The 25415-nt window shown below is 59.0% G+C and carries 21 protein-coding genes; 16 read left to right on the top strand and 5 right to left on the bottom strand.

Annotated elements, in window-relative coordinates; all coding sequences use genetic code 11:
* Positions 1–4 precede the first annotated feature (4 nt).
* Together B9Z43_RS10970 and B9Z43_RS10965 are read right to left on the bottom strand one after the other, a co-directional pair.
* Positions 5–1339 (bottom strand): mechanosensitive ion channel family protein, encoded by a 1335-nt coding sequence (locus B9Z43_RS10970; protein WP_108325374.1) that lies wholly within the window; start codon positions 1337–1339, stop codon positions 5–7.
* A gap of 21 nt (positions 1340–1360) precedes the next feature.
* Positions 1361–3604, bottom strand: a complete 2244-nt coding sequence (locus tag B9Z43_RS10965; RefSeq protein WP_158270106.1) for a patatin-like phospholipase family protein — start codon at positions 3602–3604, stop codon at positions 1361–1363.
* Between the two features lie 288 nt (positions 3605–3892).
* Between B9Z43_RS10965 and rpsU the strand changes: the two genes are divergently transcribed.
* Together rpsU and B9Z43_RS10955 are read left to right on the top strand one after the other, a co-directional pair.
* A complete protein-coding gene (gene rpsU, locus B9Z43_RS10960) occupies positions 3893–4105 on the top strand; it encodes a 30S ribosomal protein S21 (RefSeq protein ID WP_019428257.1) in 213 nt (70 codons plus the stop codon).
* 113 nt (positions 4106–4218) lie between these two features.
* Positions 4219–4680 carry a GatB/YqeY domain-containing protein gene (locus tag B9Z43_RS10955; RefSeq protein ID WP_108325370.1) on the top strand — a complete coding sequence of 154 codons (462 nt, stop codon included), beginning with the start codon at positions 4219–4221 and terminating at the stop codon, positions 4678–4680.
* Between the two features lie 10 nt (positions 4681–4690).
* On the opposite strand, the gene B9Z43_RS10950 is transcribed toward B9Z43_RS10955, so the two are convergent.
* Positions 4691–5629 carry a LysR family transcriptional regulator gene (locus B9Z43_RS10950; protein ID WP_108325368.1) on the bottom strand — a complete coding sequence of 313 codons (939 nt, stop codon included), beginning with the start codon at positions 5627–5629 and terminating at the stop codon, positions 4691–4693.
* Between the two features lie 130 nt (positions 5630–5759).
* Between B9Z43_RS10950 and B9Z43_RS10945 the strand changes: the two genes are divergently transcribed.
* On the top strand, positions 5760–6740 hold the full coding sequence (locus B9Z43_RS10945) for a tripartite tricarboxylate transporter substrate binding protein (protein ID WP_108325366.1): 981 nt from the start codon (positions 5760–5762) through the stop codon (positions 6738–6740).
* A 12-nt stretch (positions 6741–6752) separates the two neighbouring features.
* Positions 6753–8357: a GMC family oxidoreductase gene (locus B9Z43_RS10940; protein ID WP_108325620.1), complete on the top strand. Its 1605-nt coding sequence runs from the start codon at positions 6753–6755 to the stop codon at positions 8355–8357.
* Here the strand turns inward: B9Z43_RS10940 and B9Z43_RS10935 are convergent.
* The gene (locus B9Z43_RS10935; RefSeq protein WP_108325364.1) at positions 8354–8926 is read right to left on the bottom strand and encodes a MarR family winged helix-turn-helix transcriptional regulator; all 573 of its coding nucleotides are present in this window, start codon (positions 8924–8926) and stop codon (positions 8354–8356) included. The two genes, B9Z43_RS10940 and B9Z43_RS10935, sit on opposite strands and share 4 nt — an antisense overlap.
* 81 nt (positions 8927–9007) lie before the next feature.
* On the opposite strand from B9Z43_RS10935, the gene B9Z43_RS10930 reads away from it, so the two are divergent.
* From B9Z43_RS10930 to B9Z43_RS10910, 5 genes are read left to right on the top strand one after another with little or no spacing between them, the layout of a single operon-like run.
* Positions 9008–10393: an aminotransferase class III-fold pyridoxal phosphate-dependent enzyme gene (locus tag B9Z43_RS10930; protein ID WP_108325617.1), complete on the top strand. Its 1386-nt coding sequence runs from the start codon at positions 9008–9010 to the stop codon at positions 10391–10393.
* A gap of 37 nt (positions 10394–10430) precedes the next feature.
* Positions 10431–11387 carry a tripartite tricarboxylate transporter substrate binding protein gene (locus B9Z43_RS10925; protein ID WP_108325362.1) on the top strand — a complete coding sequence of 319 codons (957 nt, stop codon included), beginning with the start codon at positions 10431–10433 and terminating at the stop codon, positions 11385–11387.
* Positions 11388–11404: 17 nt separating this feature from the next.
* The gene (locus B9Z43_RS10920) at positions 11405–11872 is read left to right on the top strand and encodes a tripartite tricarboxylate transporter TctB family protein (RefSeq protein WP_146183921.1); all 468 of its coding nucleotides are present in this window, start codon (positions 11405–11407) and stop codon (positions 11870–11872) included.
* 2 nt (positions 11873–11874) lie between these two features.
* The gene (locus B9Z43_RS10915; RefSeq protein WP_108325358.1) at positions 11875–13374 is read left to right on the top strand and encodes a tripartite tricarboxylate transporter permease; all 1500 of its coding nucleotides are present in this window, start codon (positions 11875–11877) and stop codon (positions 13372–13374) included.
* On the top strand, positions 13371–14492 hold the full coding sequence (locus tag B9Z43_RS10910) for a class II histone deacetylase (protein WP_108325356.1): 1122 nt from the start codon (positions 13371–13373) through the stop codon (positions 14490–14492). The genes B9Z43_RS10915 and B9Z43_RS10910 overlap by 4 nt, the downstream gene beginning before the upstream one ends.
* Positions 14493–14540: 48 nt before the next feature.
* Here B9Z43_RS10910 and pmbA read toward each other — a convergent pair whose 3' ends face one another.
* A complete protein-coding gene (gene pmbA / locus B9Z43_RS10905) occupies positions 14541–16043 on the bottom strand; it encodes a metalloprotease PmbA (protein ID WP_233250062.1) in 1503 nt (500 codons plus the stop codon).
* On the opposite strand from pmbA, the gene yjgA reads away from it, so the two are divergent.
* The 7 genes from yjgA to B9Z43_RS10870 all read left to right on the top strand — a co-directional run bounded on the left by yjgA (position 16042) and on the right by B9Z43_RS10870 (position 25404).
* Complete coding sequence (gene yjgA, locus B9Z43_RS10900) at positions 16042–16695, top strand: ribosome biogenesis factor YjgA (protein WP_108325351.1); 654 nt, start codon at positions 16042–16044, stop codon at positions 16693–16695. The genes pmbA and yjgA overlap by 2 nt on opposite strands.
* Positions 16688–17284 (top strand): molybdopterin adenylyltransferase, encoded by a 597-nt coding sequence (mog, locus tag B9Z43_RS10895; protein ID WP_108325348.1) that lies wholly within the window; start codon positions 16688–16690, stop codon positions 17282–17284. The genes yjgA and mog overlap by 8 nt, the downstream gene beginning before the upstream one ends.
* 325 nt (positions 17285–17609) lie before the next feature.
* On the top strand, positions 17610–20054 hold the full coding sequence (gene rpoD, locus B9Z43_RS10890; RefSeq protein ID WP_199222292.1) for an RNA polymerase sigma factor RpoD: 2445 nt from the start codon (positions 17610–17612) through the stop codon (positions 20052–20054).
* Positions 20055–20324: 270 nt separating this feature from the next.
* Positions 20325–20972 (top strand): Crp/Fnr family transcriptional regulator, encoded by a 648-nt coding sequence (locus B9Z43_RS10885; RefSeq protein WP_233253959.1) that lies wholly within the window; start codon positions 20325–20327, stop codon positions 20970–20972.
* 34 nt (positions 20973–21006) lie between these two features.
* A complete protein-coding gene (locus tag B9Z43_RS10880) occupies positions 21007–22230 on the top strand; it encodes an HlyD family secretion protein (protein ID WP_233250064.1) in 1224 nt (407 codons plus the stop codon).
* An 8-nt stretch (positions 22231–22238) separates the two neighbouring features.
* Positions 22239–24176, top strand: a complete 1938-nt coding sequence (locus B9Z43_RS10875; protein ID WP_108325339.1) for a glycosyltransferase — start codon at positions 22239–22241, stop codon at positions 24174–24176.
* Positions 24169–25404: an ABC transporter substrate-binding protein gene (locus tag B9Z43_RS10870; RefSeq protein ID WP_233250065.1), complete on the top strand. Its 1236-nt coding sequence runs from the start codon at positions 24169–24171 to the stop codon at positions 25402–25404. Before B9Z43_RS10875 ends, B9Z43_RS10870 begins: the two co-directional genes overlap by 8 nt.
* Positions 25405–25415: the final 11 nt, after the last annotated feature.

Genomic DNA, 25415 nt, shown 5'->3' with positions numbered 1-25415 from the left:
CAATTCACGCCACAACAGGCTTGCCCGAAATGGATTTTGGTCCATCCGCGTCTTGTGAAGCCAGCAGTACGCCCTCTTGGCGAAAACGCATGCAGATGTCAAACATGAGATCGGACACCAAGCCCTTTTGACCGTTTTGCAAGTCGTTGATCCAAAAGCTCGTTTCCAAATTCACCTCGCTGGCCGCGACCGAGACAATCAGCACATTCCCTGCGGGCTCGGGCAAGACCCTGGGAGTGGTCTTGAGCGACTGCAAAATCAAGTCGCGGGCACGTGGGTAGTCGGCCACATCGGCGATTTTCAACAGAAACGAGACACGAAAATCATCGTTGCTGAGGGTGTGGTTTTGCAACACACCTTTGATCACGCTGCTGTTGGGAATCAAGCTTTCTGTGCCCACCGAGTCGCGCACCACCACCGCGCGGCTGCTCAGCTGCACCACACGGCCCGTGATCTGGTTGATGGTCACATAGTCGCCAACCTTCAGGGCGCGTTCAATCAAGACGTAGACACCGCTCACAAAATTGACCACAAACTCTTGCAAGCCAAAGCCCAGGCCAATGCCCATGGCCCCGGCAAATGCGGCCAGGGTGGTCAAATCCACCCCCGAGCTGACCAAGACCCCGACCAGGGTGAAGACGAAAATGCCCATGCTGAACAGCCGCGTCAGGATCAAGGCATCGTTGGCCTGGATCGTTTCTTGGCGTGCATAGCGTTGCAACAAACGATCCACCAAATCGGCGATTTGCCCCGCCACGGTCAACGCCACCACGCCCATGAGCACACCGGTCAAGATGTTGGCGCCCTTGAACACCTGAGCGCCAATGGAAAACTCGATCGATCGAACCTGCGAAATCAGCGGCTGAAACAGGCCGAAGAATGTGAGCACAGTCACCAGGACCACCGACCACTCGATCAGGTGCAGAAAAATCCGCAATACCTCGTGCGGGTGCAGCACATGCCTGAAGAACCAGCCGGAGACACGGATCGCCATGACCCACAAGGTCAAAGACAAAACCTTCCACAAGACCATCAGCTCATGTGAAGTTTGTCCCAAGGCCCGGCCCATGAAAAACAAAGCCGCCATGCAAATCACGGCCACCACAGCTGGCCCCGTGGTTTGGACACCGGCATGCCAAAGCCGGGGCCACTGCCCTTGCACAGGGATGCGCTTGAGCAAGCGCCAGCGCACCAGATAGCCGAGCGCAATGCTGAGCAAACACAAGGTGCACTGCAGCGCAAAGCTGGCCAACTCCAAAGACAGGTAGGCGTGGTAGGCCATCGACTGGTAGAAACCATCGCCACTCATGACAACCTCGTCGATGCGCATAAAGTTCATGCTCACGTGATGACTCCCTGCTCAATAACTGAAGCGTCGGCCCAATTGCACAAAGACGTTGTAGACGCCACCGCTGCCCCGGGCGGTGCCCAAGTAGATGTCACCGATCTTGCTGTCGACGGCGACAAACAAAGTGCCGCTGTAGAGCTTCTTCATAGCCGAGCCTGAATTCCAGGCATCGCCCGTTTCAAGCACCGTGCCGATGTAGGTGCGCTGGTTGAACAGCCCGCCGTCGGTCATCCGGTACATGTAGGTGCCTTGAAGGTGGGCCAGTTGGTCGCCGACCAACTGGCCCATGCGGTAAGCCCCCATGGCCTGAAATCCGCCCAAGTACAACTGGCTAGGTGCGCGGCAAGTGTCGCAATCCAATTTCACGCGGTCTTGTGCCAGATTGAGGCCCACATTGAAAATGTGGGGCCCAAGCGCGTGGGCCCATTTCGCGTTCAAGCGCGCACCGGAATACACCGCCCCCGAGATGCCTTGCTCCAAACTGGCGTTCAAAAAATAACCGCGCGTCGGGAAGCTCAATGAATCCAGTTGATCCACTTGCACCTGGGTTTTCAAGCCGTTGTAGCGCAAGGTCTCGGTGTTCGAACCTGTGGTCGTTTCCAGCTCGGAGGTGGTGTCCAGCGATCGGCGAATGCTGCTCGATGTCAGGCCCACCTTGACGTTCACCTTGCGATCCAAGTCGTACACCAGCTTGGCATCCCAGCTCTGCGTGGTCTGGCTGTAGTAAGCCAGTTTGATGTTGCTGTGGTCCTCAGGGAAATAAGACGACCGATACAGCGGCAAGTTGTTGCGGTCCCAGGACACGCCCGTCTCTACGCTCCAACGGCCCGACAAAGGCTGGAGCAAACGTGCAGCCAATTCAGACTGTGTGCCCAGTCGGGCATCGAGCGAGAACTCCAGACCGGAAGGCGTCAACCAAGGACGCCGGTAACCGAACCCTGTTGTGAATTGGGTCATGCCGCCCACCTCGGATGAAAAGCCCAAAGTCGTTTTCAGGAAGTGTGGGCTGTAGGGCTTTTCGCGCACATGGACGATTAATTTGTATTGATGGCCTTGTTGTTGCTGCAAGCTGTAGCTCACCAAATCAAAGAATCCACTGGTGTAGAGCTCATCGATGTAGCGTTCAGTTTCGGCTGGGGTGAACTCTTGATTCACCAAGGGCGCCATGACCGACTGAATGTAGCTGGCAGACACATCTTCTTGTCCTTGGGCCTCGATCGCCACAATGTGCTTCTCCCGCTGGTCAAATGACAAACGATTGAGCGCCGGGGCATCCTGCGCTTGTGTCTTGACCGCCCTCAACACGGTCCAACGGTTTTCCACACTGGCGACGGCCGCTTGCCCGCGTTGGGCAATTTCGGCAGCCCGGTTGAAATCTGCAAAGCCAATGTCGGCCAACTGAGGCTTCACAAGAATGTCCTGCGGACGCAACAAAGCCAAGTTCCGTTTTTCATTTTGGCGAATCAAGATATCCACCATGCGGTTGGCCACCGCCAAGGCATGGTTGGCCGACTCCGTTTTCCCCTCTTCCGTGCCACCTGCCAGAAAAGAGGCCACGATGACATCAGCGCCCTCATGCAAGGCGACCTCGATCGGCAAGTTGGCCACCAAGCCACCATCGACATAGGTCTCGCCATCGACCTCGACCGGCGCAAACACAGCAGGCGCGGCCATGCTGGCACGGATGGCCAGATGCAAAGCACCTTGGTCAAACACCTTCATTTCGCCATCGCGGTAACGGGTCGCCACGGCCCTGAATGGGATTTTCAAATCATTGAAATTCACTTGTGGCGGCACATGGGCCGTCAAATTTTGCAGAAGTGCCAAAAACCGCTGACCGTCACTGACGCCACGAGCGAAACTGGGCCCACCGTTCTTGATGCCGAACTCAAGATCCACGGGGTATTTTTGCTGGTATGCCCGAGTGCGTGATGGCAGCTCAAGCCGGTTGAGCTGGTCCAGGGCCACTTTCGAAGGATCCAGCCCACCGACCACGCGCTCAATTTCATCCGTCGACAAGCCGCTGGCATACAGGCCACCAATCACCGCGCCCATGCTGGTGCCCACGATTCGGGCGATGGGGATGCGGTCTTGCTCCAGCTTGCGCAAGACGGCCAGATGGGCAAAGCCCTTGGCGCCACCACCGGCCAACACAACGACCACCGAGGGTGGCTTGGCGGCCTCCGTCGTTTGGCCCAGGGCAAGGCAGGAGGTCACGCCCAGGGACAGGGCCAAAATCAGCTGTTGAAAGAACATAGGGTGCGCTTGGTCACGAATAAATTGATCATTTTTGATGCATTTTATTAATTTTTCCAAATTACACCCGTGCAAGCGCGAGGTAAATTGCGTTCTTTCGTAACAAGCCCAGTGCAAAGTCGATTCAAGTGCGCAAAGCACTTGTTGCATGGGGCTATAATCCGAGGCTTTGCTGGCAAACCCCCGTCTGCCAAATACTAGTTCGTGACGGGGAACCGCTGGTATCGGGTTACAAGGCGCGATCTTCCTTGCAACAGCGACCGGCACACATTTTGGAAATTTGATTCAATGACCACCATCCGCGTGAAAGAAAACGAGCCGTTTGACGTTGCCCTGCGTCGCTTCAAGCGCACCATCGAAAAACTCGGTCTGCTGACAGACTTGCGTGCCCGCGAGTTCTACGAAAAGCCCACCACCGAGCGCAAGCGCAAAAAGTCGGCAGCCGTGAAGCGCCACTACAAGCGTGTTCGCAGCATGCAATTGCCCAAGAAGATGTATTGATCTTCTGCTTTGTATGACCCGCAAGGGTCTGCGAACAAGCCCGCTGGAGGACGCTCAGGCGGGCTTTGTTGTTTCTACCCTTCCCCTTTTTTGCCACTCACCAGGAGCCCCGCATGAGCCTGAAAGAACAGATCACCGAAGACATGAAAACCGCGATGCGGGCCAAGGACAGCGAGCGCCTGGGCACCATCCGCTTGTTGTTGTCGGCCATGAAGCAAAAAGAAGTCGATGAGCGCATCGAACTCGACGATGTGGCCGTGGTTGCCATCGTGGACAAGCTGATCAAGCAGCGCAAGGATTCGATCGCGGCATTTGAACAAGCCGCCCGCCAAGACTTGGCTGACAAAGAAAAAGCCGAAATGGCTGTGCTGCTGGCTTATCTGCCCGCCCGCATGTCGGCCGAAGAAGTGGCCACCGAAGTCAAAGCCATCGTGGCCGAGCTGAGCGAAGAAATGGGCAAAAAAGTGGGCCCCGCCGACATGGGCAAAGTCATGGGCGCAGTGAAAACACGTCTGGCCGGCAAGGCCGATATGGGCGAGGTGTCTGCCGCGGTGAAAGCGGCCCTGGCAAGCTGAGGCCTGAGACTCAGCCCGCCAGGCTGAGTGCGCTGTCTTGGAGGCATCCGATGAAGACGCTTTGCTGCGTCTTCATCCTCTCCTGCCGCAACCTGAAGCAACACATCGGGCCCCTGAGCAACTCTGCCGGGGCCGAAATGGTCCTCACCTGCATGGAGGCCTCAAACTGTTTGGCCTGCTGGTGGGCAATGGCCCACAGCATCGAGGTCTGGCTGATCAGACGGAGGGCGAGCAAGGACGAATCCGTTTGCACATCAGGCCCCCTGCCTGAGCGATCGCCACTGCGGTACACAGAGAGCATCCTGTCAATTTTGGGGCGCAAAGGGGTGTTGGCCGGTGGCAACACCCAAGCTTCTTGCGCCAAATCCGACCAACTGGGTTTTTTCTTTTTGTGCAGGCGATGCCCCGGAGCGGCCAAGATGGTGCTGTGCTCTTCGTACAGCGTTGTCACCTCCACCAGGTTCAAGTCCACCCGCAACTCGGCATGGGCCAGCATGAGGTCGATGCGGCCATCCAGCAATTGCTCATAAAGCACCTCCAGCGGCTGCATCTGGGTGCTCAACAACACATCGGGCAACATGTCGCGCGATCGCGCCATGGCACGCGCCAAGACCTCAGGCGAAAACGAAGCCAGCACGCCCACGCGCATCTCTGCGTTGACACCCGTCGACAGGCCCAGCAAATTCTCCTCAGCCAGATCGATTTCGGCCAGGACCCGGTTGGCATGCTGAATCAGGCTCAGCCCAGCCGAGGTGGGCACCATGCGCTTGGTGGTGCGCTGAAATAAGCTCAGTTGCAGCTGGGCCTCCAGTTGCAACAAGGCCCGAGAGGCCGCAGGCTGGGTGGTGTGCAAAAGCTCGGCGCAACGGCTGAGATTGAGTTCACGCCCCAAAACACTCACCAAACGGAGTTGTTTCAGTGTCAAAACCCTTTGCAAATTGAAAGCCATCACCAATCATACCGATTGAGGTATGAATTGGCATCAATTTCTCATTTGTCCCGCCCGCTCCAGCTTTGAATAATGGCCCATGCACCCGCTTGGGACTTGATCAAACAACCTGACTTGGAGACACCGCACCATGCGCACCAACCCAACTGCCCGTCGATGGACCCATGGCCTGCTGGCCAGCTTGCTGCTGGTGCTGGGCTCGTCCGCTCTGGCGCAAAACTACCCGAACAAAACAATCCGCATGGTGGTGCCTTGGCCTGCAGGCACCCCCGCCGATGTGGCCGGCCGCATCGTGGCCGAAAAAATGGGGGCAAGCATGGGCCAGCCCATCGTGGTGGACAACAAACCCGGGGCCGCGGGCACGATCGGCATGGCCGATGCATTGCGACAACCTGCCGATGGGTACACCCTTTACTTGCTGTCATCGGCCTCGCTGGTGGCCCCGCTGCTGTTTCCAACACAGACCATTCCTTTCAAAAATCTGGAAGCCGTCGGCCACATGGCCTGGAGCTACAACGTGCTGGTGGCCCCGATCACCAGCGCACTCAAGGGGCCGGCCGACATCGTGCAAACGGCCAAAGCCAAGCCCGGCGGCTTGAGTTTTGCATCAGGCGGCAACGGCACCCCAGCCCACCTGGCCGGGGAACTGTTCAAGCAGCAAACAGGCACCGTCACCACCCATGTGCCCTACAACCAGTTTGGCCTGGCCATTGGCGACCTGATCGCTGACCGCACCAACTTCATGTTTTTAACGGCCTCAGCCGCCATCCCGCAAATCAATGGCGGCAAACTCAAAGCCATGGCCGTCACAGGCGCCAAACGTCTGCCCGCCCTGAAAGACGTGCCCACCATGTCCGAACAAGGTTTCGGTGACTTCGTGCTGCGCTCGTTTGACGGCATGATGGTCAAGTCGGGCACCGCCAAAGAAGTGATCGATCGCCTGAACACCGAACTGAACAAAGCACTGAACCTGCCCGATGTGCGCGAGCGCCTCAGTGCCCTGGCGCTGGAGCCCGAACCCATGAGCGGGGCCCAATTTGACAGCGTCATTGCCACTGAAACCGAGAAATGGCAACGCATCGGGCGTGCAGCGCAAATCAAGGCCGATTGAATGCACGCCCCCATGACCGAAACCGACGTCATCATCGTCGGCGCGGGCTCTGCAGGCTGCACCCTCGCCGCCCGTCTGAGCGAAGACCCCACGTTGCAGGTGACCCTGATCGAAGCAGGCTCGCCATCCAGATACCCTTGGCTGAACATCCCGATCGGCTATTTCAAAACCGTGGGCAACCCGGCGCACGATTGGCGATTTGAAACCCAGCCCGAAGCGGGCATGGCCGAGCGGCGTCTGCCATGGCCCCGAGGCAAAGGCCTGGGCGGCTCCAGCCTGATCAACGGCATGCTGTATTTGCGCGGTCACCAGCAAGACTACGACCACTGGCAAGCACTGGGCAATCCGGGCTGGTCCTGGGCCGATGTGCTGCCGTATTTCCAGCGGGCCATGGGCACACGGCAAGTGCACGCCGCCGATGGGCAAAACGGGCCATTGTGGGTGTCCGACTTACCCCATGATCCGCTGTCCGATGCGTTCATCGCAGCGGCTGGCCAGAGCGGCATCGCACCGATCGACGACTTCAATGGCGGAGACAACACCGGCGCGGCTTACTTTCGCATGAACACGCGACGTGGACAACGCATGAGCACCGAGCGCGCTTACCTGCGCCAGGCCATGCAGCGCGCCAACCTGAAGGTCATCAGCGGTGCACAAGTGACCCACATCTTGATGCAGGGCCAGCGTGCCCAAGGCGTGACTTGGACGCGTGAAGGCCAGACCTGCCGATTGCATGCCCGGCATGAAGTGGTGATTTGCGCTGGCGCCATTCAATCGCCACAACTGCTGCAACTGTCTGGCATTGGGCCTGCCGAACTGCTCAAGCGGCACCAGATTGCACCCGTCATCGATTTACCGGGGGTAGGCGAGAACCTGCAAGACCATTTGCAGGTGCGCCCCTCCTTTCGCTGTCAAGGCGTCGAGACGCTCAACGACGTGGCCAACAGCCCGTGGCGCAGTGCCCGCGACTTTCTGCGTTACCAGCTCACGCGCACAGGCCCCTTGGCCACCGGGGTGTACCGCGCCGGGGCTTTTTTATCGCTGGACAACGCGGCACAGCCCGACTGGCCCAATGTGCAGATCCATTTCGGTCTGGTCAGCTTCGACCGCCCTCACCAACCACCCCACCCTTTTCCAGGCATCACGCTGTCGGCCTGCATCCTGCGCCCACAAAGCCGTGGGCGCATCCAGATTCGCAGTGCGGACCCCCTGAGCCCGCCAGACATCCAGGCCCACTACCTGAGCGCCGAAAGCGATCAGCGCCTGGCCGTTCAGATGGTGCGCAAGATGCGCGAGATCGCCCTTCAGGCACCACTGCAACGCTACATCGTGCAAGAGCACGAGCCTGGAGCCCCCACCCAAAGTGATGCCGACATCCTGGACTGGATACGCCGCCGCGCAGGCAGCATTTTTCACCCCGTAGGCACTTGCGCCATGGGTCCGAGCACAGACCCGATGGCGGTGGTCGATGCGCGGCTGCGCGTGCATGGCCTGCAAGGCCTCAGGGTGGTGGACGGTTCGGTCATGCCGCGCATCGTGTCGGGCAACACCAATGCGCCCATCATCATGCTGGCCGAAAAAGCCGCTGACCTGATCCGAGAAGACTTGCGGGCCTAAGCGCCGGGCGGAGATGCCTTCCAGCGGGCACGGCTGCCCCCCTGCCTGCGTCCGGTTGCACCTTCGGGCTTGTGCCTTTGCGCCACGGCTAATGCCCGCGCTTGCATGGCACTCAAACTGTGCGCCAAAGCCTGCCGCTGGGCTGAACCCAAGTCGTGCAACAGTTCATGGTGCACTTGCACCACACGTGGAAATATTGCGGCAAACAGCGAGCGCCCTGCTGGCGTGAGCAAGACCCTGGCGCGCCGACCATCACCCGGCACAGCCTGGCGCTCCACCAGCCCCTTGCTCATCAGGGCTCTGAGGGTTTTGGAAGCTTGGGAGCGGTCCACGGTGGTGCGCGCCGCCAGGTCCGAGGGCGACATGGCGTTCAGTTCGGCCAGCATGGCCACAAACTGCCACTCTTCGCGGGTGATGCCGTACTCGTTTTCGCAAATGCGGGTCACCAGCGAACCGCTGATGCCCAGGAGCTCGGACAGACGGAAGTTGAGCAAATCGAAAATCGATCGCGGATCTTCAAACTCGGGCAATTGGCTTTGCGCGGCCAGCGATGCTTTGGGAAAGCCCATGGTGAATGCGGCCTGTCTACGGGAAAAACCTGAGGATAATGGATTTTTTCCATCACCTGCTTGCTGCCTATGCTTGAGCGCATGAGCACAACACCCCTCAACGCCTCCATTCAATCGCCCATCGACATCCGCAGCGCCAACGCGCAGCACATGTACCACCCGATGATCGACCCCAAGGCGGTCCAGGCTGCACCGCCTTTGATCATTGACCGGGGCGAAGGCGTTCACGTCTACGACATCGACGGCAAGCGTTATCTGGACACCGTGGCCTCGCTGTGGAACGTGAACGTGGGGCACAACCGGCCCGAGGTCATCAACGCCATCAAGGCGCAGCTGGACAAGCTGGCTTATTACTCCACCTTTCAAAACACCTCCAACCCGCCCGCCATTGAACTGTCGGCGCGACTGATGCGCATGTTCGCACCAGAAAAAATGAACAAGGTGTTCTTTTCCTCTGGCGGCTCGGACGCGGTGGAAACCGCGCTCAAACTGGCGCGCCAATACTGGAAGCTGAACGGCCAGCCCGAGCGTCACCAGTTCATCTCGCTCAAATGGGGCTACCACGGGGTGCATTTTGGCGGGGCGTCCATCAACGGCAACCCGATGTTCCGCAACGCCTACGAACCGCTCCTGCCGGGCTGCCACCTGGCCGAAACGCCCTACACCTACCGCAATCCCTGGAACGAAAGCGATCCGGCCCAGTTGGCCCAGTTGTGTCTGACACAACTGAGCCAACTGATTGAGCAAGTCGGGGCGCACAACATTGCCGCCCTGGTGGCCGAGCCGGTGCAAGGCGCAGGCGGCGTGATCGTGCCGCACGAGCGCTACTGGCCGGGCCTGCGGCAACTGCTCGACCAGCACGGCATCTTGCTGATCAGCGATGAGATCGTGACTGGCTTTGGTCGCATCGGCGCCATGTGCGGTGCCCGCGCTTGGGGCGTGGCCCCCGACATCATGGCCATGGCCAAGGGCATCAATTCGGGTTATGTGCCCTTGGGTGCCACCCTCATCAACGAACGCGTAGCCAGCGCCTGGAACCAGCCCGGCGTGCCTGCCGCCCTGATGCACGGCTACACCTACTCCGGCCATGCGCTGGCCTGTGCTGCGGCCAATGCCAATCTGGACATCGTGGCCAGCGAAGACCTGCCCGGCAACGCCAGCCGCGTGGGGGCTTACATGCAAGACAAGTTGCAGGAACTAATGCACTACGCCCATGTGGGCGAGGTGCGTGGCAAAGGCATGATGTCCGCCATCGAACTGGTCACCGACAAAGCCAGCCGGGCCATGCTGGTGCCGCCCTCGGCCTACATCCAGACCCTGGTGGGCACGGCCCGCGACGCAGGCGCCATCATCCGCGTGCAAGGCAACCGACTGATCTTGTCGCCACCCTTGGTCTTCACGCGCGAGAACGTGGACGAAGCGCTCAGGGTTTTACACATTGCCTTCCAGGCCGCAGAAAAAGTTTAATCATTTCACCCACACACAAGACCGACAGGAGACCTTCATGACACACCGCATCCGACTGATCGCCCTCGCTGCCTTGGCAGTTGCCGCTGCCCTGCCCGCCCTGGCGCAAGACAAGTGGCCCAGCAAGCCCATCGAGATCATCTACCCCTACCCGCCAGGCAACGACATGGATGTGGTAACCCGCTTGCTGGCCGAAGGCATGAGCAAGCGCCTGGGCGTGCCGGTGCAGGTGATCAACAAGCCCGGCGGTGGCGGTGTGGTGGGCTTTGCCGAGATGACCCGTGCCAAACCCGATGGCTACACCATTGGCACCTGGACACCCGGACCCGGCATCTCCCAAATCATTGCGGGCAACACCCCCTACAAAATGGCCGACTACCAATCGGTGGGCGGCATGCTGATCAACGACTTTGTGCTCGCCTCGCGCGGTGACATCCCGGCCAACAACCTCAAAGAGTTTGCCGCCTGGGCCAAACAATCGGGCAAAACCGTGACCATTGGCAGCTACGCGCCGGCGGCCGTGCCCGCCCTGATTGCGGCCAAAATCGCCAAGAAAGACGGCTGGGCCTACAAAGTCGTGGCCTTTCCCAACCCCAGCGCCAAAGAACTGGTGGCCGGCGATGCCGATGTGACCACCGCCGGTGCCGAAGGTGCGGTCTCGTATGCCAAAGCCGGGCAAATCAAGATCCTCTCGGCCTGGGGTCCTTCGCGCAACCCGGTCTTTCCCAACGTGGCCACGCCCGTTGAAGAAGGCTATGGCGAGATTTACTCCTGGGGCGGCATGGCTGCACCGGCGGGGGTGCCCAAAGACATCGTCAACAAACTGTCTGCGGTGATGATGGAAGCCCTGAAAGACAAGCCCGTGCAAGACCAGTTCAAGAAAGCGGGCATCCCGGCCCTGCCCATGAGCGCCGATCAAATGAGCAAGCGGGTGATGGATGACGCCAAGTGGATCGCCGAGCTGATGTCTGAATTGGGTTTTGCCAAAAAGTGAAACCCTCATCTGACACTTTGACTCGGTCATGGGACAAGGGGCTGGTTTTGCTGCTGGCCTTGGCTGCTGCGGCGGCGATGCTGGCCACGCCCCAATTGATCAGCCCTTTTCCTGCGCAGGCGGCTTGGTTTGAATCGGCTGCTTTTTTTCCGCGCGTGACCTTGGCCCTGGCCTGTGCGGCAGGGGCGGTGGAGTTGTACCAACGGCGCAACGCCATCGAGGTGGCCGACTCCGATGAGCTGGACTCGAGCACCGCCAGCATGCGCCAGGCCTTGGGCATGCTGGCCTTGTTTGGGCTTTACATGCTGGCGGTGCCCTGGCTTGGCTACTTGTCGAGCACTTGGCTCTTTTTGATGGCCAGCGGGGCCTGGCTGGGTCTGAGCCGAGGTGCCACACTGGGCCTGAGTGTGCTGCTCTCCGTGGCCATGTGGGCGGTGTTTGTGAAAGTGCTGAAGGTCTACTTCGGCCATGGCTGGTTGATCTGAGTATGGAATTTTTCGACAGCCTGAGCCAAGGCTTTGCATCTTTGGGCACCTGGCCCATCGCGGTGTCTTTATTGATCGGTGCGGCCTTGGGCATCATCGTGGGTGTCTTGCCTGGTGTCGGACCTGGCGTGACGATCGCGGTGCTGTTGCCCTTCACTTACGGCATGGCCCCGTTGGCGGGCATTTCGATGTTGCTGGGGGTGTATTGCGGTGCGTTTTACGGGGGGGCGGTCACCTCCATTTTGATCCGCACGCCGGGTGAGGCGTCTTCGATCATGACCATGTTCGATGGTTACCCGATGGCTAAGAACGGCCAGGCACAACGGGCATTGTCTTTGGCATTCATGTCGGCTTTTGTGGGCGGCATCACCAGTGCTTTGCTGTTGGGGCTGGCGGCCAGGCCCATGGCCAGTTTTGCGGCACGCTTTGGTGCGCCGGAAAGCGTCATGGCCATCGTGCTGGCCGCCGTGTGTGTGGGCAAAGCCTACCGCAAGCAATTTGCATCGGCCATGATGATGATGGGCCTGGGCTTCTTTTTGGCCACCGTCGGGATCGACCCCAACTCCAACGAACAGCGCTACACCTTCGGCATCGACGGTGTGCTCAGCGGCATTCCGCTGGTGCCCGTGGCCGTTGGGCTGTTTGGCATGGCGCAAGCGCTGGTCATGGTCAGCTCGCCAGTGCCCCAGTTTGATGCCTCGCTCATCCAAAACGCGGGCTTGTCGTGGCGCGGATTTTTGGAGCCCTTCAAATACCCCAAAGCCATGGCCAAGGGTTTGTTTCTGGGCTCGGCCATCGGTGTGCTGCCGGCTGTGGGGGCTGCGTTGTCCACTTCCCTGGCCTACTTTTGGACCCAACGCGGTGCCAAAGACCCCACGCCGTTTGGCCAAGGCAACCCCGAGGGCATCGTGGCAGCCGAATGCGCCAACAACTCCAACTCCGGGGGCGCCATGATCACCGTGCTCACGCTGGGCATCCCGGGCGATGCGATCACCGCCATCATCATGGGCGTGTTCGTGGTGCATGGCATCGTGCCCGGCCCATCGCTGTTCATGGACCGCCCTGAAATCATCAACGGTGTCCTGGCCTCCTTGCTGGTCATCAACGTGGTGATCCTGGCCTTGCTGGTGATCACCGTCAAACCCTTGGCACGCCTGGCCTACGTCAATCCACGCATTTTGGGACTGGCGATTTTGGCCTTGTGTTTTGTCGGTGCGTTTTCAGCCGCCAACAGCATGTATTACGTGATCATCGCCGCCGTCTTTGGGGTGCTGGGGCTGGTGTGTGCACGCGCCAACATCCCGACCATTCCCCTGATTCTGGGCATGGTGATGGGCGACACACTTGAAGCCACGCTGCGCCAAACCCTGGGCCGCAGCGAAGGCTCCTTCATGCCCTTCATTGAACGCCCCATCTCGGCCATCCTGCTCGCCACCACGGCGCTGCTGCTGGTGTGGCCCCTTGTGACGGGCCTGTTGGCCAAACGCCTCTCCAGAACATGAACACCACCGCCTACATCACCGATGAATTGTGCTTTTGGCACGACCCGGGCAACTACGCCCTGATGCTCAAACCTGGCGGCTTTGTGGAGCCCTACAACCGCCACATCGAAAACGCAGATCCCAAACGGCGCCTGCACAACTTGCTGCAAACCAGCGGGCTGATGTCGCAGTTAAAAGTCATGCCCGCGCGTGATGCGCAGGTGCACGAACTGACCCGGCTGCACAGTGCCGATTACGTGAACAAAGTGCAAGCCATTGCCCAGCAAGGTGGTGGCGACACGGGCATTGGCGCGCCGATTTCATCCAACGGCTGGGATGCAGCAAGGCGGTCTGCGGGTTGCGCCCTGAGCGCTGTCGATGCCGTGATGGGGGGCCAGGCCCAAACAGCCTATGCCCTGACGCGCCCACCTGGCCACCATGCCGAGCCCGAGCAAGGCATGGGCTTTTGCGTGTTTGCCAATGCCGCCCTGGCTGCGGCCCATGCCATCGAGGTGCACGGACTGGAGCGCGTGGCCATCGTCGACTGGGATGTGCACTTTGGCAACGGCACCCAGAAATGTTTTGAACACCGCAGCGATGTGTTGACGATTTCGGTGCACCAACAAGCGGGCTATTTGTTCGTCAAAGGCGAGGCCGACGAACTGGGTCAAGGTGCGGGGGCCGGCTACAACATCAACATCCCGCTGCCGCCCGGCTGCGGATTTGGGGCTTACCGCGAGTCCTTCGAGAAAGTCATCCTGCCCGCACTGGACGCCTACAAACCCCAGCTGATCATCGTGGCCTGTGGCTACGACGCCGGGCGCTTCGACCCACTGGGCCGCATGATGCTGGACGGCGTGGCCTTTCGCTGGATGACCGATGCGGTGCTGTCCATGGCCCGCAAGCACGCGCAGGCCCGCATGGTCATGACCCATGAAGGTGGCTATTGCCCGGTGTCGGTACCGTTTTGGGGCATGTCGGTGCTGGAGCAAATGAGCGGCATCCGAACCGAAGTGGTGTGCCCCTTCACCGGACAGCACGACCAAATGCCTGCGCAAAAACTGCAGGCTGAACAAGCCCGTTTGGTGCAGTCACTGGCGGGCTATTTTGAAGACATCCGCCAGAAACATTGGGCCTGAAACCCTCCCCGATCAGCGCGCCAGACGTGGCTCCTGGCCGTTCAATGGTCAGCTGCCCGCCACCTTCATGCGGTTGATGAGGATGGAGCCCGTGGTCTTGGCACCCATGTTGTAGGTGTCCGAACCCATGGCTTCGATGCCCATGAACATGTCTTTCAGGTTTCCGGCAATCGTGATCTCCTGCACCGGGTAAGCGATCTGGCCGTTCTCCACCCAAAAGCCACTGGCGCCACGTGAATAGTCACCGGTGACGTAGTTCACGCCCTGCCCCATCAACTCGGTGACAAACAGGCCTGTGCCCAGCTTGCGGATCATTTCATCCAGGTCATCGCCAGCTTGCGTCAGGCGCGAAGTCATCGTCAGGTTGTGCGAGCCACCGGCGTTGCCCGTGGTCTTCATGCCCAGTTTGCGGGCCGAATAGCTCGACAGGAAATAGCCCTCGACACGGCCACCTTTGACCACCTGGCGGCGCACCGAGCGCACGCCTTCGTCGTCAAAGGGCGAGCTGCCTTTGCCACGCAACAGATGCGGGTCTTCTTCGATGTCAATGTGCTTGGGGAAGACTTTCTTGCCCAGCGAGTCGAGCAAGAAACTGCTCTTGCGGTAAAGCGCACCGCCACTGACGGCCTGCACAAATCCACCCAGCAAGCCCGCCGCCGCAGGCGACTCAAACAAAATGGGGCATTCGGTCGTGGCGATTTTGCGCGCGCCCAAGCGGGACAAGGCACGCTCGGCAGCGTAGCGACCCACCGCCTCGGCAGAGGCCAACTCATCCGCCGAACGCATCGAGCTGTACCAGGCGTCGCGTTGCATCTCGGCGTTGCGGCCTGGCAGCTTGGCAATCGGAGCCACCGAGATGCTGTGGCGCGAACTGGCATAGCCCCCTCGAAAGCCGTGTGTGTGGGCGCTGAAAAAATGGCTTTGCTGCGCCGAGACCGCAGCGCCATCGCTGTTGGTGATGCGGCGGCTGGTCTTGAGCGCTGCCGCTTCGCATTGCAAGGCCAACCGCGCGGCTTCTTCGCTGTTGATCGACCAAGGGTGGAACAAATCCAGATCGCGGTGTTGGGTCTCGATATCGGCCGCATCGGGCAGGCCAGCGGTGGGGTCTTCTGCGGTGAAACGGGCGATGTCATAGGCGGCTTGCACGGTGCGCTCGATCGCAGCCTTGGAGAAATCAGAGGTGCTGGCATTGCCACGGCGATGTCCAACATAAACCGTCACGCCCAAGGACTTGTCGCGGTTGCGCTCCACGTTTTCCAGCTCGCCCTTGCGCACGCTGACCGACAAGCCGCAACCTTCCGACGCTTCGGCGCCTGCGTTGGTGGCGCCCAGTTGCTTGGCATGGTGCAAGGCGGTGTCGACCAGTTCTTCAAAGTGGTCACGCGAGTAGCTGAAGCCATCGTGTGGCTTGGAAGTGGAAGCTTGGGCGGGTGCGGTTTTGTTCACGGAAGGGCTCTCGAGGCAGATGGTGGGCGCGAAGCCCACAGTGGCCGCTATGATACTTGCCACCCAGCCTGCGCGCTGTCCTTGAGAACGAGTTCCCCCAGTCATGTCCCGTAAACCCAAAAAAGGCTATTTCGTCCGTGGTCAATTTGTTGCCGAAGGCAGCGAACTGGACCTGGAGTTCAAACGCGAACTCAAGTTCGGACTGGAAGGTCCCAGCCGCACCGAACTCAAGCGCGAAAGCACCGAACTGCAAGAGCTGGGCGTGCAACTGCTGACCCTGCGCCGCGACCTGATGGCCGGGCTCAAACTCCCCGACAAACTGGCCGACGGTCTGGTCGAAGCCAACCGCATCACCAACTTTGAAGGCAAACGCCGCCAAATGCAGTTCATTGGCAAGCAAATGCGCTTGCTCAGCCCCGAAACCCTGCAAGCCGTGCGCGAAGCGCTCGAGATCCAGCGCTTGGGCAGCGCCAAAGACACGCAGTCGCTGCACTTGGCAGAGGCATGGCGCGATCGCCTGATCGCCGACGACGCCGCCGTGGGCGAGTGGATCGCACAGTACCCCCAAACCGACATTCAACAACTGCGTGCCCTCGTGCGCCAGGCCCGCAAGGACGCTGTTCCGGTCTCCAATGCGGCCGTATCGCAGGGGCTTGCCCCACGGCAAAGCCGGGCCTACCGTGAATTGTTCAAGCTGCTCAAAAACATTCTGACCGGCGAAGACGATGACACAGCAGAGGAAGGCAACGATGACTGAGCTTCAGCATGACCCCATCAAGATCGGGATTGTCTCCATCAGCGACCGCGCCAGCACCGGCGTGTACGAAGACAAGGGCCTGCCGGCCTTGCAAGAATGGCTCAGCCGCGCCCTGCGCAACCCCATCACGTTCGAGCCGCGCCTGATCCCGGACGAAAAAGACCGCATCAGCGCCACCTTGATCGAGTTGGTCGATGCCGGTTGCAGCTTGGTGCTGACCACCGGCGGCACGGGCCCTGCCCTGCGCGATGTGACACCCGAAGCCACGCTGGCCGTGGCCGACAAGGAAATGCCCGGCTTCGGCGAGCAAATGCGCCAGATCAGCCTGAAATTCGTGCCCACCGCCATCTTGTCACGCCAGGTGGCGGTGATTCGTGGCCAGAGCCTGATCATCAACCTGCCGGGCCAGCCCAAATCGATCGCCGAGACGCTCGAAGGCCTGAAAGACGCCGATGGCAAGCCGGTGGTGCATGGCATTTTTGCGGCGGTGCCCTATTGCGTGGATTTGATCGGCGGTCCTTACATGGAAACGAACGACGAAGTCTGCAAAGCCTTTCGCCCCAAAACAGCCATTCGGCCTTCGCGCTGACCAACTGGCGTCGGGGCTGAAGCCACCGATCTACAGACAAGCCCTCACGGGAGGTTGCCCATCTGTCTTTGGGTATAATCCATTTTTCTCGGCAAGAGCGACAGCAGCACCTCCGGCTAGACCACCGCCATCAGCGCGAAGCCCCCTATGGGTCGGTCACCGTTCCGCAAGGACTGCATTCCAAATGTTCGCCCCTCCATCTTGCCATTGCAGTTTTGACGCCCATATAGGACGTTGACCCTGTGTCTTAACAAGCCCGCGCCGGGATGTATTTGGCGCTGACTGTGTCTGTTTCCTTGTCTGTTTTGAAGTCTTGAGGTTGTTCATGCCCGCTCAAAAGCCGAAGAAGCCTGCCCAGGCCCCCGCCCAATCCAAAACCGTGGCCAAACCCGCACCTGCCAAAAAAGCCCCAGCGCCCGTCGCCAAAGCCAAGGCAAATGACAAAGTGACTGCCAAAGCACCGGCCAAGCCGACCGCCAAAGCAGCCGCCCCAGCGGCCAAGCCCACCCAAGCCCCGGCAACTCCTGCCAAGAAAGCCGCCTCCGTGCCTGCCAAGAAATCCGAAGTGACCGACAAGAAAACCACCGCCAAAGCCAAAGCGGCTGAAGCCGAAGTCGTGGTGAAAAAACCCAAAGCCACCAAAGCTGCCGATGTGGCCGAAGCGCCTGCCAAAAAGCCTGCGGCCAAGAAAGCCGTGACCGGCGCCAAACGCGGCCCCAAGAAAAAGGGCAGCATCGCTGAGCCCTCGTTCGACGATGAAATCATCGACATCGAAGAGGAAGTCGAAGCCGAACCCGTCTCGGACACCGCCGAGAAGGTCAAGCCCCTGCGCATGAAGATCAGCAAGGCCAAAGAACGCGCCTTGATGAAGGAATTCGGCCTGGACGAAACCGTCCTGACCGAAGCCGAGATGGTGCAGCGCCGTGACCGTCTGAAAGCCCTGATCAAGCTGGGCAAGACCCGTGGCTACCTCACCAACGGTGAAATCAGCGACCACTTGCCCGACAAACTGGTCGATGCCGAAACCCTGCAAGTGGTGATCGCCACTCTGAACGACCTGGGCGTAGCGGTGTACGAGCAAACGCCGGACGCCGAGAGCCTGATCATCACGGACAACGCGCCCACAGGCTCGACCGAAGAAGAAGCCGAAGAAGCCGCCGAAGCCGCCCTGTCCACCGTGGACAGCGAATTTGGCCGCACCACCGACCCCGTGCGCATGTACATGCGCGAGATGGGCACCGTGGAACTGCTGACCCGAGAAGGCGAGATCGAGATTGCCAAGCGCATCGAAGGCGGCTTGATGGACATGATGGCTGCGATCAGCGCATCGCCCGCCACCATCGCCGAAATCCTGCGCATGGCCAACGAAATCCGTGAAGGCAAGGTTGTGATCTCCACCGTGGTGGACGGTTTCGCCAACCTGAACGAGGCCGACGACTATGTGGCGGAAGAAGACTTCGACGAATTCGACGAAGCCGACGACGACGATGGCAAAGGCGGCTCCAAGGCCCTGACCAAGAAGCTCGAAGAGCTCAAGAACCAAGCGCTGGAGCGTTTTGACCGCATCACCGAATACTTCGAAAAAGTGCACAAGGTGTACGACAAGGAAGGCTGGGGCACACCGGCTTACGTCAAGGTACAAACCGCCCTGTCCGAAGAGCTGATGACCATCCGCTTCACCGCCAAGACCATTGAAAAGCTGTGCGACATGGTGCGCGGCCAGGTGGACGACGTTCGCAAGAAAGAGCGCGAACTGCGCCGCATCATTGTGGACAAGTGCGGTTACCCGCAAGACAACTTCATTGCCGACTTCAGCGGCCGTGACAAAAACGGCAAGCGCGTGGAATCGCAGTTGCTCAACCTCAAGTGGATTGAGAAACAAGCCGCTGCGGGCAAGAGCTGGAGCGCCGTCATGGGCCGCAACATCCCGCCCGTGCAAGATCTGCAGCAAAAGTTGATGGACCTGCAATCGCAAGTGGTGGTGCCGCTCGATGAGTTGAAAGACATCAACAAGCGCATGAACGCTGGTGAGCGTGCTTCACGCGACGCCAAGAAAGAGATGATCGAGGCCAACTTGCGCCTGGTGATCTCGATCGCCAAAAAGTACACCAACCGTGGTCTGCAGTTCCTCGACTTGATCCAGGAAGGCAACATCGGTTTGATGAAGGCGGTAGACAAGTTCGAATACCGCCGTGGCTACAAGTTCTCGACCTACGCCACTTGGTGGATCCGTCAGGCCATCACCCGCTCCATTGCGGATCAGGCCCGCACGATCCGCATCCCGGTGCACATGATCGAGACGATCAACAAGATGAACCGCATCTCGCGTCAGCACTTGCAGGAATTCGGCTTTGAGCCCGATGCCTCCATACTGGCCGAGAAGATGGAAATCCCGGAAGACAAGATCCGCAAGATCATGAAGATCGCCAAAGAGCCGATCTCCATGGAAACGCCGATCGGTGACGACGACGACAGCCATTTGGGTGACTTCATCGAAGACAGCACGCACACCGCACCCATCGACGCGGCCCTGCAAGCTGGCCTGCGTGATGTGGTCAAAGACATTCTGGACAGCCTCACGCCCCGCGAAGCCAAAGTGCTGCGCATGCGTTTTGGCATCGAGATGTCCACCGACCACACGCTGGAAGAAGTGGGCAAGCAGTTCGACGTGACCCGCGAGCGCATCCGCCAAATAGAAGCCAAGGCGCTGCGCAAGCTCAAGCACCCCAGCCGCAGCGACAAACTGCGCAGCTTCATCGACTCGATGTAAACCGCTCAAGCGGCCAAAGCACAAAGCCTCCCGACTGCAAAGTCGGGAGGCTTTTTCTTTGCGCAGCGGCGCACTGTGCCGCTGAAAAATCAGAATCACTCAAGGCCAACACACCCATAAAACCCAATTACTTTCTAAATTCACGTCGGAATGAAGCTCATATGTGCGAAACCGAACAATATAAATATTGTTTTTTATTAAAATAAATGTCAAGAACAGCAAAAAGGGCCGTAAATGCTAAGTCCGGGCAGTAATTTGATGGTTCAGCAATTGCCATCCGATAAATATGAAAAATTACGCCCGTCTTTCCAACTGGTTTGTCTGGAAGCCGACCAGTTGATCTTCCGGCCGCATGAAGCCATTCAATTTGTCTTCTTTCCGGTGAGCGCCATCATCGCCATGCAAATTGACATCTCGGATGGTTCTTCAGCCGACATTGTCCTGATTGGCAAAGAAGGCATGGTCGGCAGTGGTGTGATGGGCGGCAACCAGAATTTCAGCCGCGCACGCGTGAAATTTGCAGGGTTTGCCTACAAATTACCTTTGAGCGTGTTCCAGTCGGAATTGGCGCAAGACAGCGGGTTCCTCAAAATCTGGATGGCCACCACGCGACAGATGATTCTGCAGATTGCCATGCCCACCATCTGCAGCAGCAAACACAGCAATGAGCAGCAGATCGTTCGCTGGATCATGAACACCCTGGACAAGACACAAGGGCACACGCTCCAAATTACCCACCAGGACATCGCAGACACCTTGGGCATTCGCAGGGAATCGGTCACCCTGACCGCTGGCAAATTGAGCCACGAAGGGCTGATCGAAGTCAGGCGGGGGCAATTGGAAGTCCTGGATCGCTCCGGACTGGAAGCCAAGGCCTGTGAATGCTATCGGGCGATGCACCCTGCCAAGAAGCACTGAAAACAACACCTCACAATCACACCGGACCATGGGCATGTTCACCTCTTTAAAGACATCAAAACGTGCCTTGGGCTTTGGCATTGCCCTCATCGCTGCAGTGGTGCTCGTGCCAGCCCTGGCCAGCTTTCAAAGCATCAACGCCATCGTGAACACCCACTATGTGACGATCAAATCACCCATCGAGGGGGCCTTGGACGGCTTTGTAAAAATGCCTGGCCAGCCGATCGCGCAAGGCGAAGAATTGGTCCGAATCAGCAACACCCGATTCAAGGAAAGTGCCGTCAATGAGATGGAGGTGGAGCAAAAAACCCTGGCCGAAAGAAGCCTGGGCCTGCAGCAGCACCTCAAAAATCTGCAGCAGCTTCAAAAGGATTTGAAAAATCGGGTCTCTGTCCACCGCACGCACGAATTTCTCAGACTCGAGGAGCAACTGGCCCAGGCCCAATCCGAGAAAAAGGCCCAGGAAAGCCTGATCCGGGAGCAACAAATGCTGGCGCAACGCAACGCCCTGCTGGTCAAGGAAAACTTCATCTCCCCGGCCCAAAACGAGGCGGCGCAATACGCACTCGAAGTCACAAAAAGCAGACTCGACATTTTTCAGGCCCGCATCCGGCTTCTGGAAACCGAAAAGCAAGCCGTCCAAAGCTTTGTTTACCTGGGGGAAGGACGCAACGACGTGCCGTACACCCAGCAGCGGCTTGATGACGTGCGCCTGCAGATCACCGAGGTATCCGCTCGCCTGCGCGAGAACGAACGGCGCAGCGCCGATGTTCAACTGCAGATCAGCCAGGAACGCGACAACATGGCCATCTCGCGCGAGGTGCGGATGCAGTCACCCAGCACGGGGGTTTTGTGGCGCAAGTTTGGCAGCAACGGCACCGAGGTCGTGATAGGCACCGACCTGGCCCATGTGATCACCTGCGACAACCTGTTCCTCGATGTGGCGGTGCCGGAATCATCGCTCGAAACTTTTCAGATCGGCAAACCGGTCCAGTACCGCCTGATTGGCAGCACCCCATGGCGCACAGGTCACATCCTTGCCGTCACGGGCAGTGGCAACAACTTGCAAGACACGACCTTGGTCGCACAACTGCAGCGTGAAAAAAAAGACGCCCGGATATTCGTCAAGATCAATGCGGCTGACCTGGACAAACCCCAGGAAAACTTGTGCTTTGCAGGCCGCAAAGTCGACGTCAAAGTGCCTCGTGAATGGCGCCCCTCGGTGTGGCTGAGCCGCCTCAGCTCATTCCTCATGTAATCGCCCACATGGATTACATCCCCCTGCTGCTGGTCGCCGCATTCTTCTTGCTGGTTTGGGATGCCCCGCGCCACCAAATCAAGACTCGGCGAATGGTGTGCCTGATCCCCGCACTGCTGTGCCTGCAGTACCTGTCCTGGCGTTTGTTCAGCACCGTCTGGCCCGACAACGAGGACAGCGCCTGGGCTCAGACCTGGATTTGGGGCGTTTGGGGCATTGAAGTCTTGGCCTTCATCGAGGTGGCGGTCTTCTTGTTGATCATGAGCCGCACCAACACGCGAAGCGAAGAAGCCAACCAACACCAGATGCCCAGCCCGCTGCCTGAAGTGGACATCTTCATTCCCACTTACAACGAACCGCTGGACGTCCTGGAAAAAACCATTGTGGCGGCCGCAGCCGTGGACTACCCGCACAAAACTGTCTGGGTACTGGACGATGGCAAGCGTGACTGGTTGCGCACGTTTTGCGAAGAAACGGGCGGCGTGCGCTACCTGACCCGAGCCGACAACACGCACGCCAAGGCCGGCAACATGAACCACGCATTGACACACGCGAAGGGTCAGTTCATTGCCGTGTTCGATGCGGACTTTGTGCCCTCCAAGAACTTCATCCGACGCACCTTGGGATTTTTCAGCGACCCGGCGATTGGCATCGTGCAAACGCCCCAACATTTCTACAACAAAGACCCGATCCAGACCAACCTGGGCCTGATGCAGATCTACCCTGACGAGCAACGCTTGTTTTTTGACCAGATGGCGGCTTCCCGCGATGCGTGGCAAGCCGCCTTTTGCTGTGGCTCTTGCAGCATCATGCGTCGCCAAGCGGTCGATGCCGTTGGCGGCATTCCCACCCAAAGCATCACGGAGGATCTGTTGACCACCTTGGTCATGTTGCGCAAGGGGTACCAAACCATTTACCTCAACGAACGCTTGAGCATGGGTCTGGCGGCTGAATCGATCGAAGGCTTCTTCGTGCAACGTGAACGCTGGTGTCGTGGAGCCATTCAATCCCTGTTCCTCAAAGCAGGCCCTCTCGGTCCTGGCTTGAGTGTCGTCCAAAGGATCCTGTTTTTCCCCACCAGTTGGCTCACGCAATACGCCGTCCGCCTGATGCTCATCGCCATTCCTTTGGCGTATTTGCTTTTGGGTTGGCTGCCTTTTCACTTCACGGACGCGGCCGACATGGTGTTTTACCAACTGCCTGTTTTCTTGTCGTTTTTTCTGGCGATGCGTTGGCTGGTCGGTGGCCATTTTTCGCCGCTGGTCTCCGGGCCTGCGGGGGTGTTCGCCAGCTTCAGACTGGCGCCCACCGTGGTGGCTTCCCTCATCAAACCCTTTGGCAAGCCTTTCCGGGTCACGCCCAAGGGCTCGGACGCGGCCAATGGCGCTCGGGTGGAGTTCTTCAGCCTAGGCATGATTTTGCTGTGCATGGGTTTGACGCTGCTGGGCTTGCTGCTGAACGTGGTGCCGGAGTTGGCGGTGGTGCCCCATGACGAATTTTTCCCCATTGCCATGTTCTGGTCGATGTTGAACGTCGTCACCTTGGGCCTGGCGGCATTGCTGTGTTTTGAAGGCCCTCGCTTGAGAAAGGAAGAGCGCTTTTTGATGGCGGAATCGGCCATTGCCCACGATGGCGAAACCCAGGTGGCGGTGAACATCATCGATGCCAGCGTCGATGGCTGCAAATTGGCCCTGCCGTCAACAGGCCATGGCCTGTTCCAAAAAGGCACGGCCAGCCTCACGGTGGCTGGCGTAGGCCGCGTGAAGATCCATCCCGTGCGGCAAAACGCCACCCACTTGGCCGCCACTTTTGAATACGACAGCAAAGCGCAGCGCAACGCCATGATCTGCAAACTTTTTTCAGGGGAACACACCACGGTCGCCCCAGCAAGCAGCTCAACCCGGCAACTCATGTCTTCTTTATGGGAGAAAACATTCCATGGCTAAACACCCTTTGACGTCATTGAGGGGCATGCCTTGCAGCCTTCAACGCATGGTCCAAGCCCTGACTGCCATCGTCTGGACAGTCGCTGCGCAAGCCTATGCTCAAACCTCAGCGCCTCCACAACAAGCACCCGTGTGGATCGGATTTGACGACGCCTATGGGCTGAAAACCAACACCTCCGCCATCGCCACCGAATGGGGCATCAAGGCAGCGATCGAAGAAATCAACAACAAAGGTGGCGTTCTCAACGGAAGACCGCTGAAGCTGGTCACCACCGACAACAAAGGGATCTCCGCCCGAGGCAAGGACAATTTTGTTCAACTGGCAGGCACCCAGGATCTGGTCGCCGTGTTGACGGGCAAATACAGCCCCATCAGCGTGGAGATGCTGCCCGAGGCACACCGATTGAAAGTGCCCTTGATCAGCGTCTGGGGATCGGCAGACCCCATCACCGATCACGAGCACAAGCCCTCTTACTCGTTTCGGGTCTCACTCAAGGACGACTGGGGTGTCGAAGCCATGATGAAGCGCCTGTCCTCCAAATACAAGGTGAGGCAAGCCTGCGCCATCTTGCCCAACACAGCCTGGGGTCGCTCAGCAGAGCAAGTTATCCAGGCAAAGTCCGGGCCACAAACGGCCCAATTCCCGGTGGTGCGTTGGTACAACTGGGGAGATGCATCTTTGAAGGAACACTACAAAGCCTGCTTGGACTCCCGCACGCAAGGCCTGCTGTTTGTGGGCAATGAGAAAGAGGGTGCCATTTTGATCAAAGAAATCGCAGCGCAGCCCCCATCCATGCGCATGCCGGTGGTGTCGCATTGGGGCGCGGTGGGCGGCACCTTGCACGAGTTGGCCAATGAAGAGCTCAACATGGTGCGCATTGATTTCATCCAGACTTTCACCTTCATCAACAACAAGCGGCCTCGCGCCATCTATCTTGCAGATTGGATCCTGAAAAACAACGGGCTGAAAAGCACGCAAGATATTCCCAGTCCCGTTGGCGCTGCGCATGCTTACGACACGGTACACCTGCTGGCCAAAGCGATTGACACAGCAAAAACCACATCGCCTGAAAAAATCAGGGATGCATTGGAAAAATTGCCCGCATTCCAGGGGGCCGTCAAGAACTACCCCAAGCCGTTCACGAATCACCGTCATGACGCCTTGGACAAGTCACAAGTCCTTTTTGTCAAGTTGACACCCTTGGGCCAATTGATTCCGCAAGACTGACATGAGCCGTT

Origin of the sequence: Limnohabitans sp. MMS-10A-192 (assembly GCF_003063335.1) — a bacterium.
GTDB lineage: Bacteria > Pseudomonadota > Gammaproteobacteria > Burkholderiales > Burkholderiaceae_C > Limnohabitans_A.
This window is presented reverse-complemented; position numbering and strand designations above follow the sequence as displayed.

Excerpts from the sequence above, each read along its gene's own strand:
- B9Z43_RS10970 (WP_108325374.1), bottom strand. The coding sequence starts at position 1,339 with ATGAACTTTATGCGCATCGACGAGGTTGTCATGAGTGGCGATGGTTTC.
- B9Z43_RS10965 (WP_158270106.1), bottom strand. The coding sequence starts at position 3,604 with ATGTTCTTTCAACAGCTGATTTTGGCCCTGTCCCTGGGCGTGACCTCC.
- rpsU (WP_019428257.1), top strand. The coding sequence starts at position 3,893 with ATGACCACCATCCGCGTGAAAGAAAACGAGCCGTTTGACGTTGCCCTG.
- B9Z43_RS10955 (WP_108325370.1), top strand. The coding sequence starts at position 4,219 with ATGAGCCTGAAAGAACAGATCACCGAAGACATGAAAACCGCGATGCGG.
- B9Z43_RS10950 (WP_108325368.1), bottom strand. The coding sequence starts at position 5,629 with ATGGCTTTCAATTTGCAAAGGGTTTTGACACTGAAACAACTCCGTTTG.
- B9Z43_RS10945 (WP_108325366.1), top strand. The coding sequence starts at position 5,760 with ATGCGCACCAACCCAACTGCCCGTCGATGGACCCATGGCCTGCTGGCC.
- B9Z43_RS10940 (WP_108325620.1), top strand. The coding sequence starts at position 6,753 with ATGACCGAAACCGACGTCATCATCGTCGGCGCGGGCTCTGCAGGCTGC.
- B9Z43_RS10935 (WP_108325364.1), bottom strand. The coding sequence starts at position 8,926 with ATGGGCTTTCCCAAAGCATCGCTGGCCGCGCAAAGCCAATTGCCCGAG.
- B9Z43_RS10930 (WP_108325617.1), top strand. The coding sequence starts at position 9,008 with ATGAGCACAACACCCCTCAACGCCTCCATTCAATCGCCCATCGACATC.
- B9Z43_RS10925 (WP_108325362.1), top strand. The coding sequence starts at position 10,431 with ATGACACACCGCATCCGACTGATCGCCCTCGCTGCCTTGGCAGTTGCC.
- B9Z43_RS10915 (WP_108325358.1), top strand. The coding sequence starts at position 11,875 with ATGGAATTTTTCGACAGCCTGAGCCAAGGCTTTGCATCTTTGGGCACC.
- B9Z43_RS10910 (WP_108325356.1), top strand. The coding sequence starts at position 13,371 with ATGAACACCACCGCCTACATCACCGATGAATTGTGCTTTTGGCACGAC.
- yjgA (WP_108325351.1), top strand. The coding sequence starts at position 16,042 with ATGTCCCGTAAACCCAAAAAAGGCTATTTCGTCCGTGGTCAATTTGTT.
- pmbA (WP_233250062.1), bottom strand. The coding sequence starts at position 16,043 with ATGACTGGGGGAACTCGTTCTCAAGGACAGCGCGCAGGCTGGGTGGCA.
- mog (WP_108325348.1), top strand. The coding sequence starts at position 16,688 with ATGACTGAGCTTCAGCATGACCCCATCAAGATCGGGATTGTCTCCATC.
- rpoD (WP_199222292.1), top strand. The coding sequence starts at position 17,610 with ATGCCCGCTCAAAAGCCGAAGAAGCCTGCCCAGGCCCCCGCCCAATCC.
- B9Z43_RS10880 (WP_233250064.1), top strand. The coding sequence starts at position 21,007 with ATGTTCACCTCTTTAAAGACATCAAAACGTGCCTTGGGCTTTGGCATT.
- B9Z43_RS10875 (WP_108325339.1), top strand. The coding sequence starts at position 22,239 with ATGGATTACATCCCCCTGCTGCTGGTCGCCGCATTCTTCTTGCTGGTT.
- B9Z43_RS10870 (WP_233250065.1), top strand. The coding sequence starts at position 24,169 with ATGGCTAAACACCCTTTGACGTCATTGAGGGGCATGCCTTGCAGCCTT.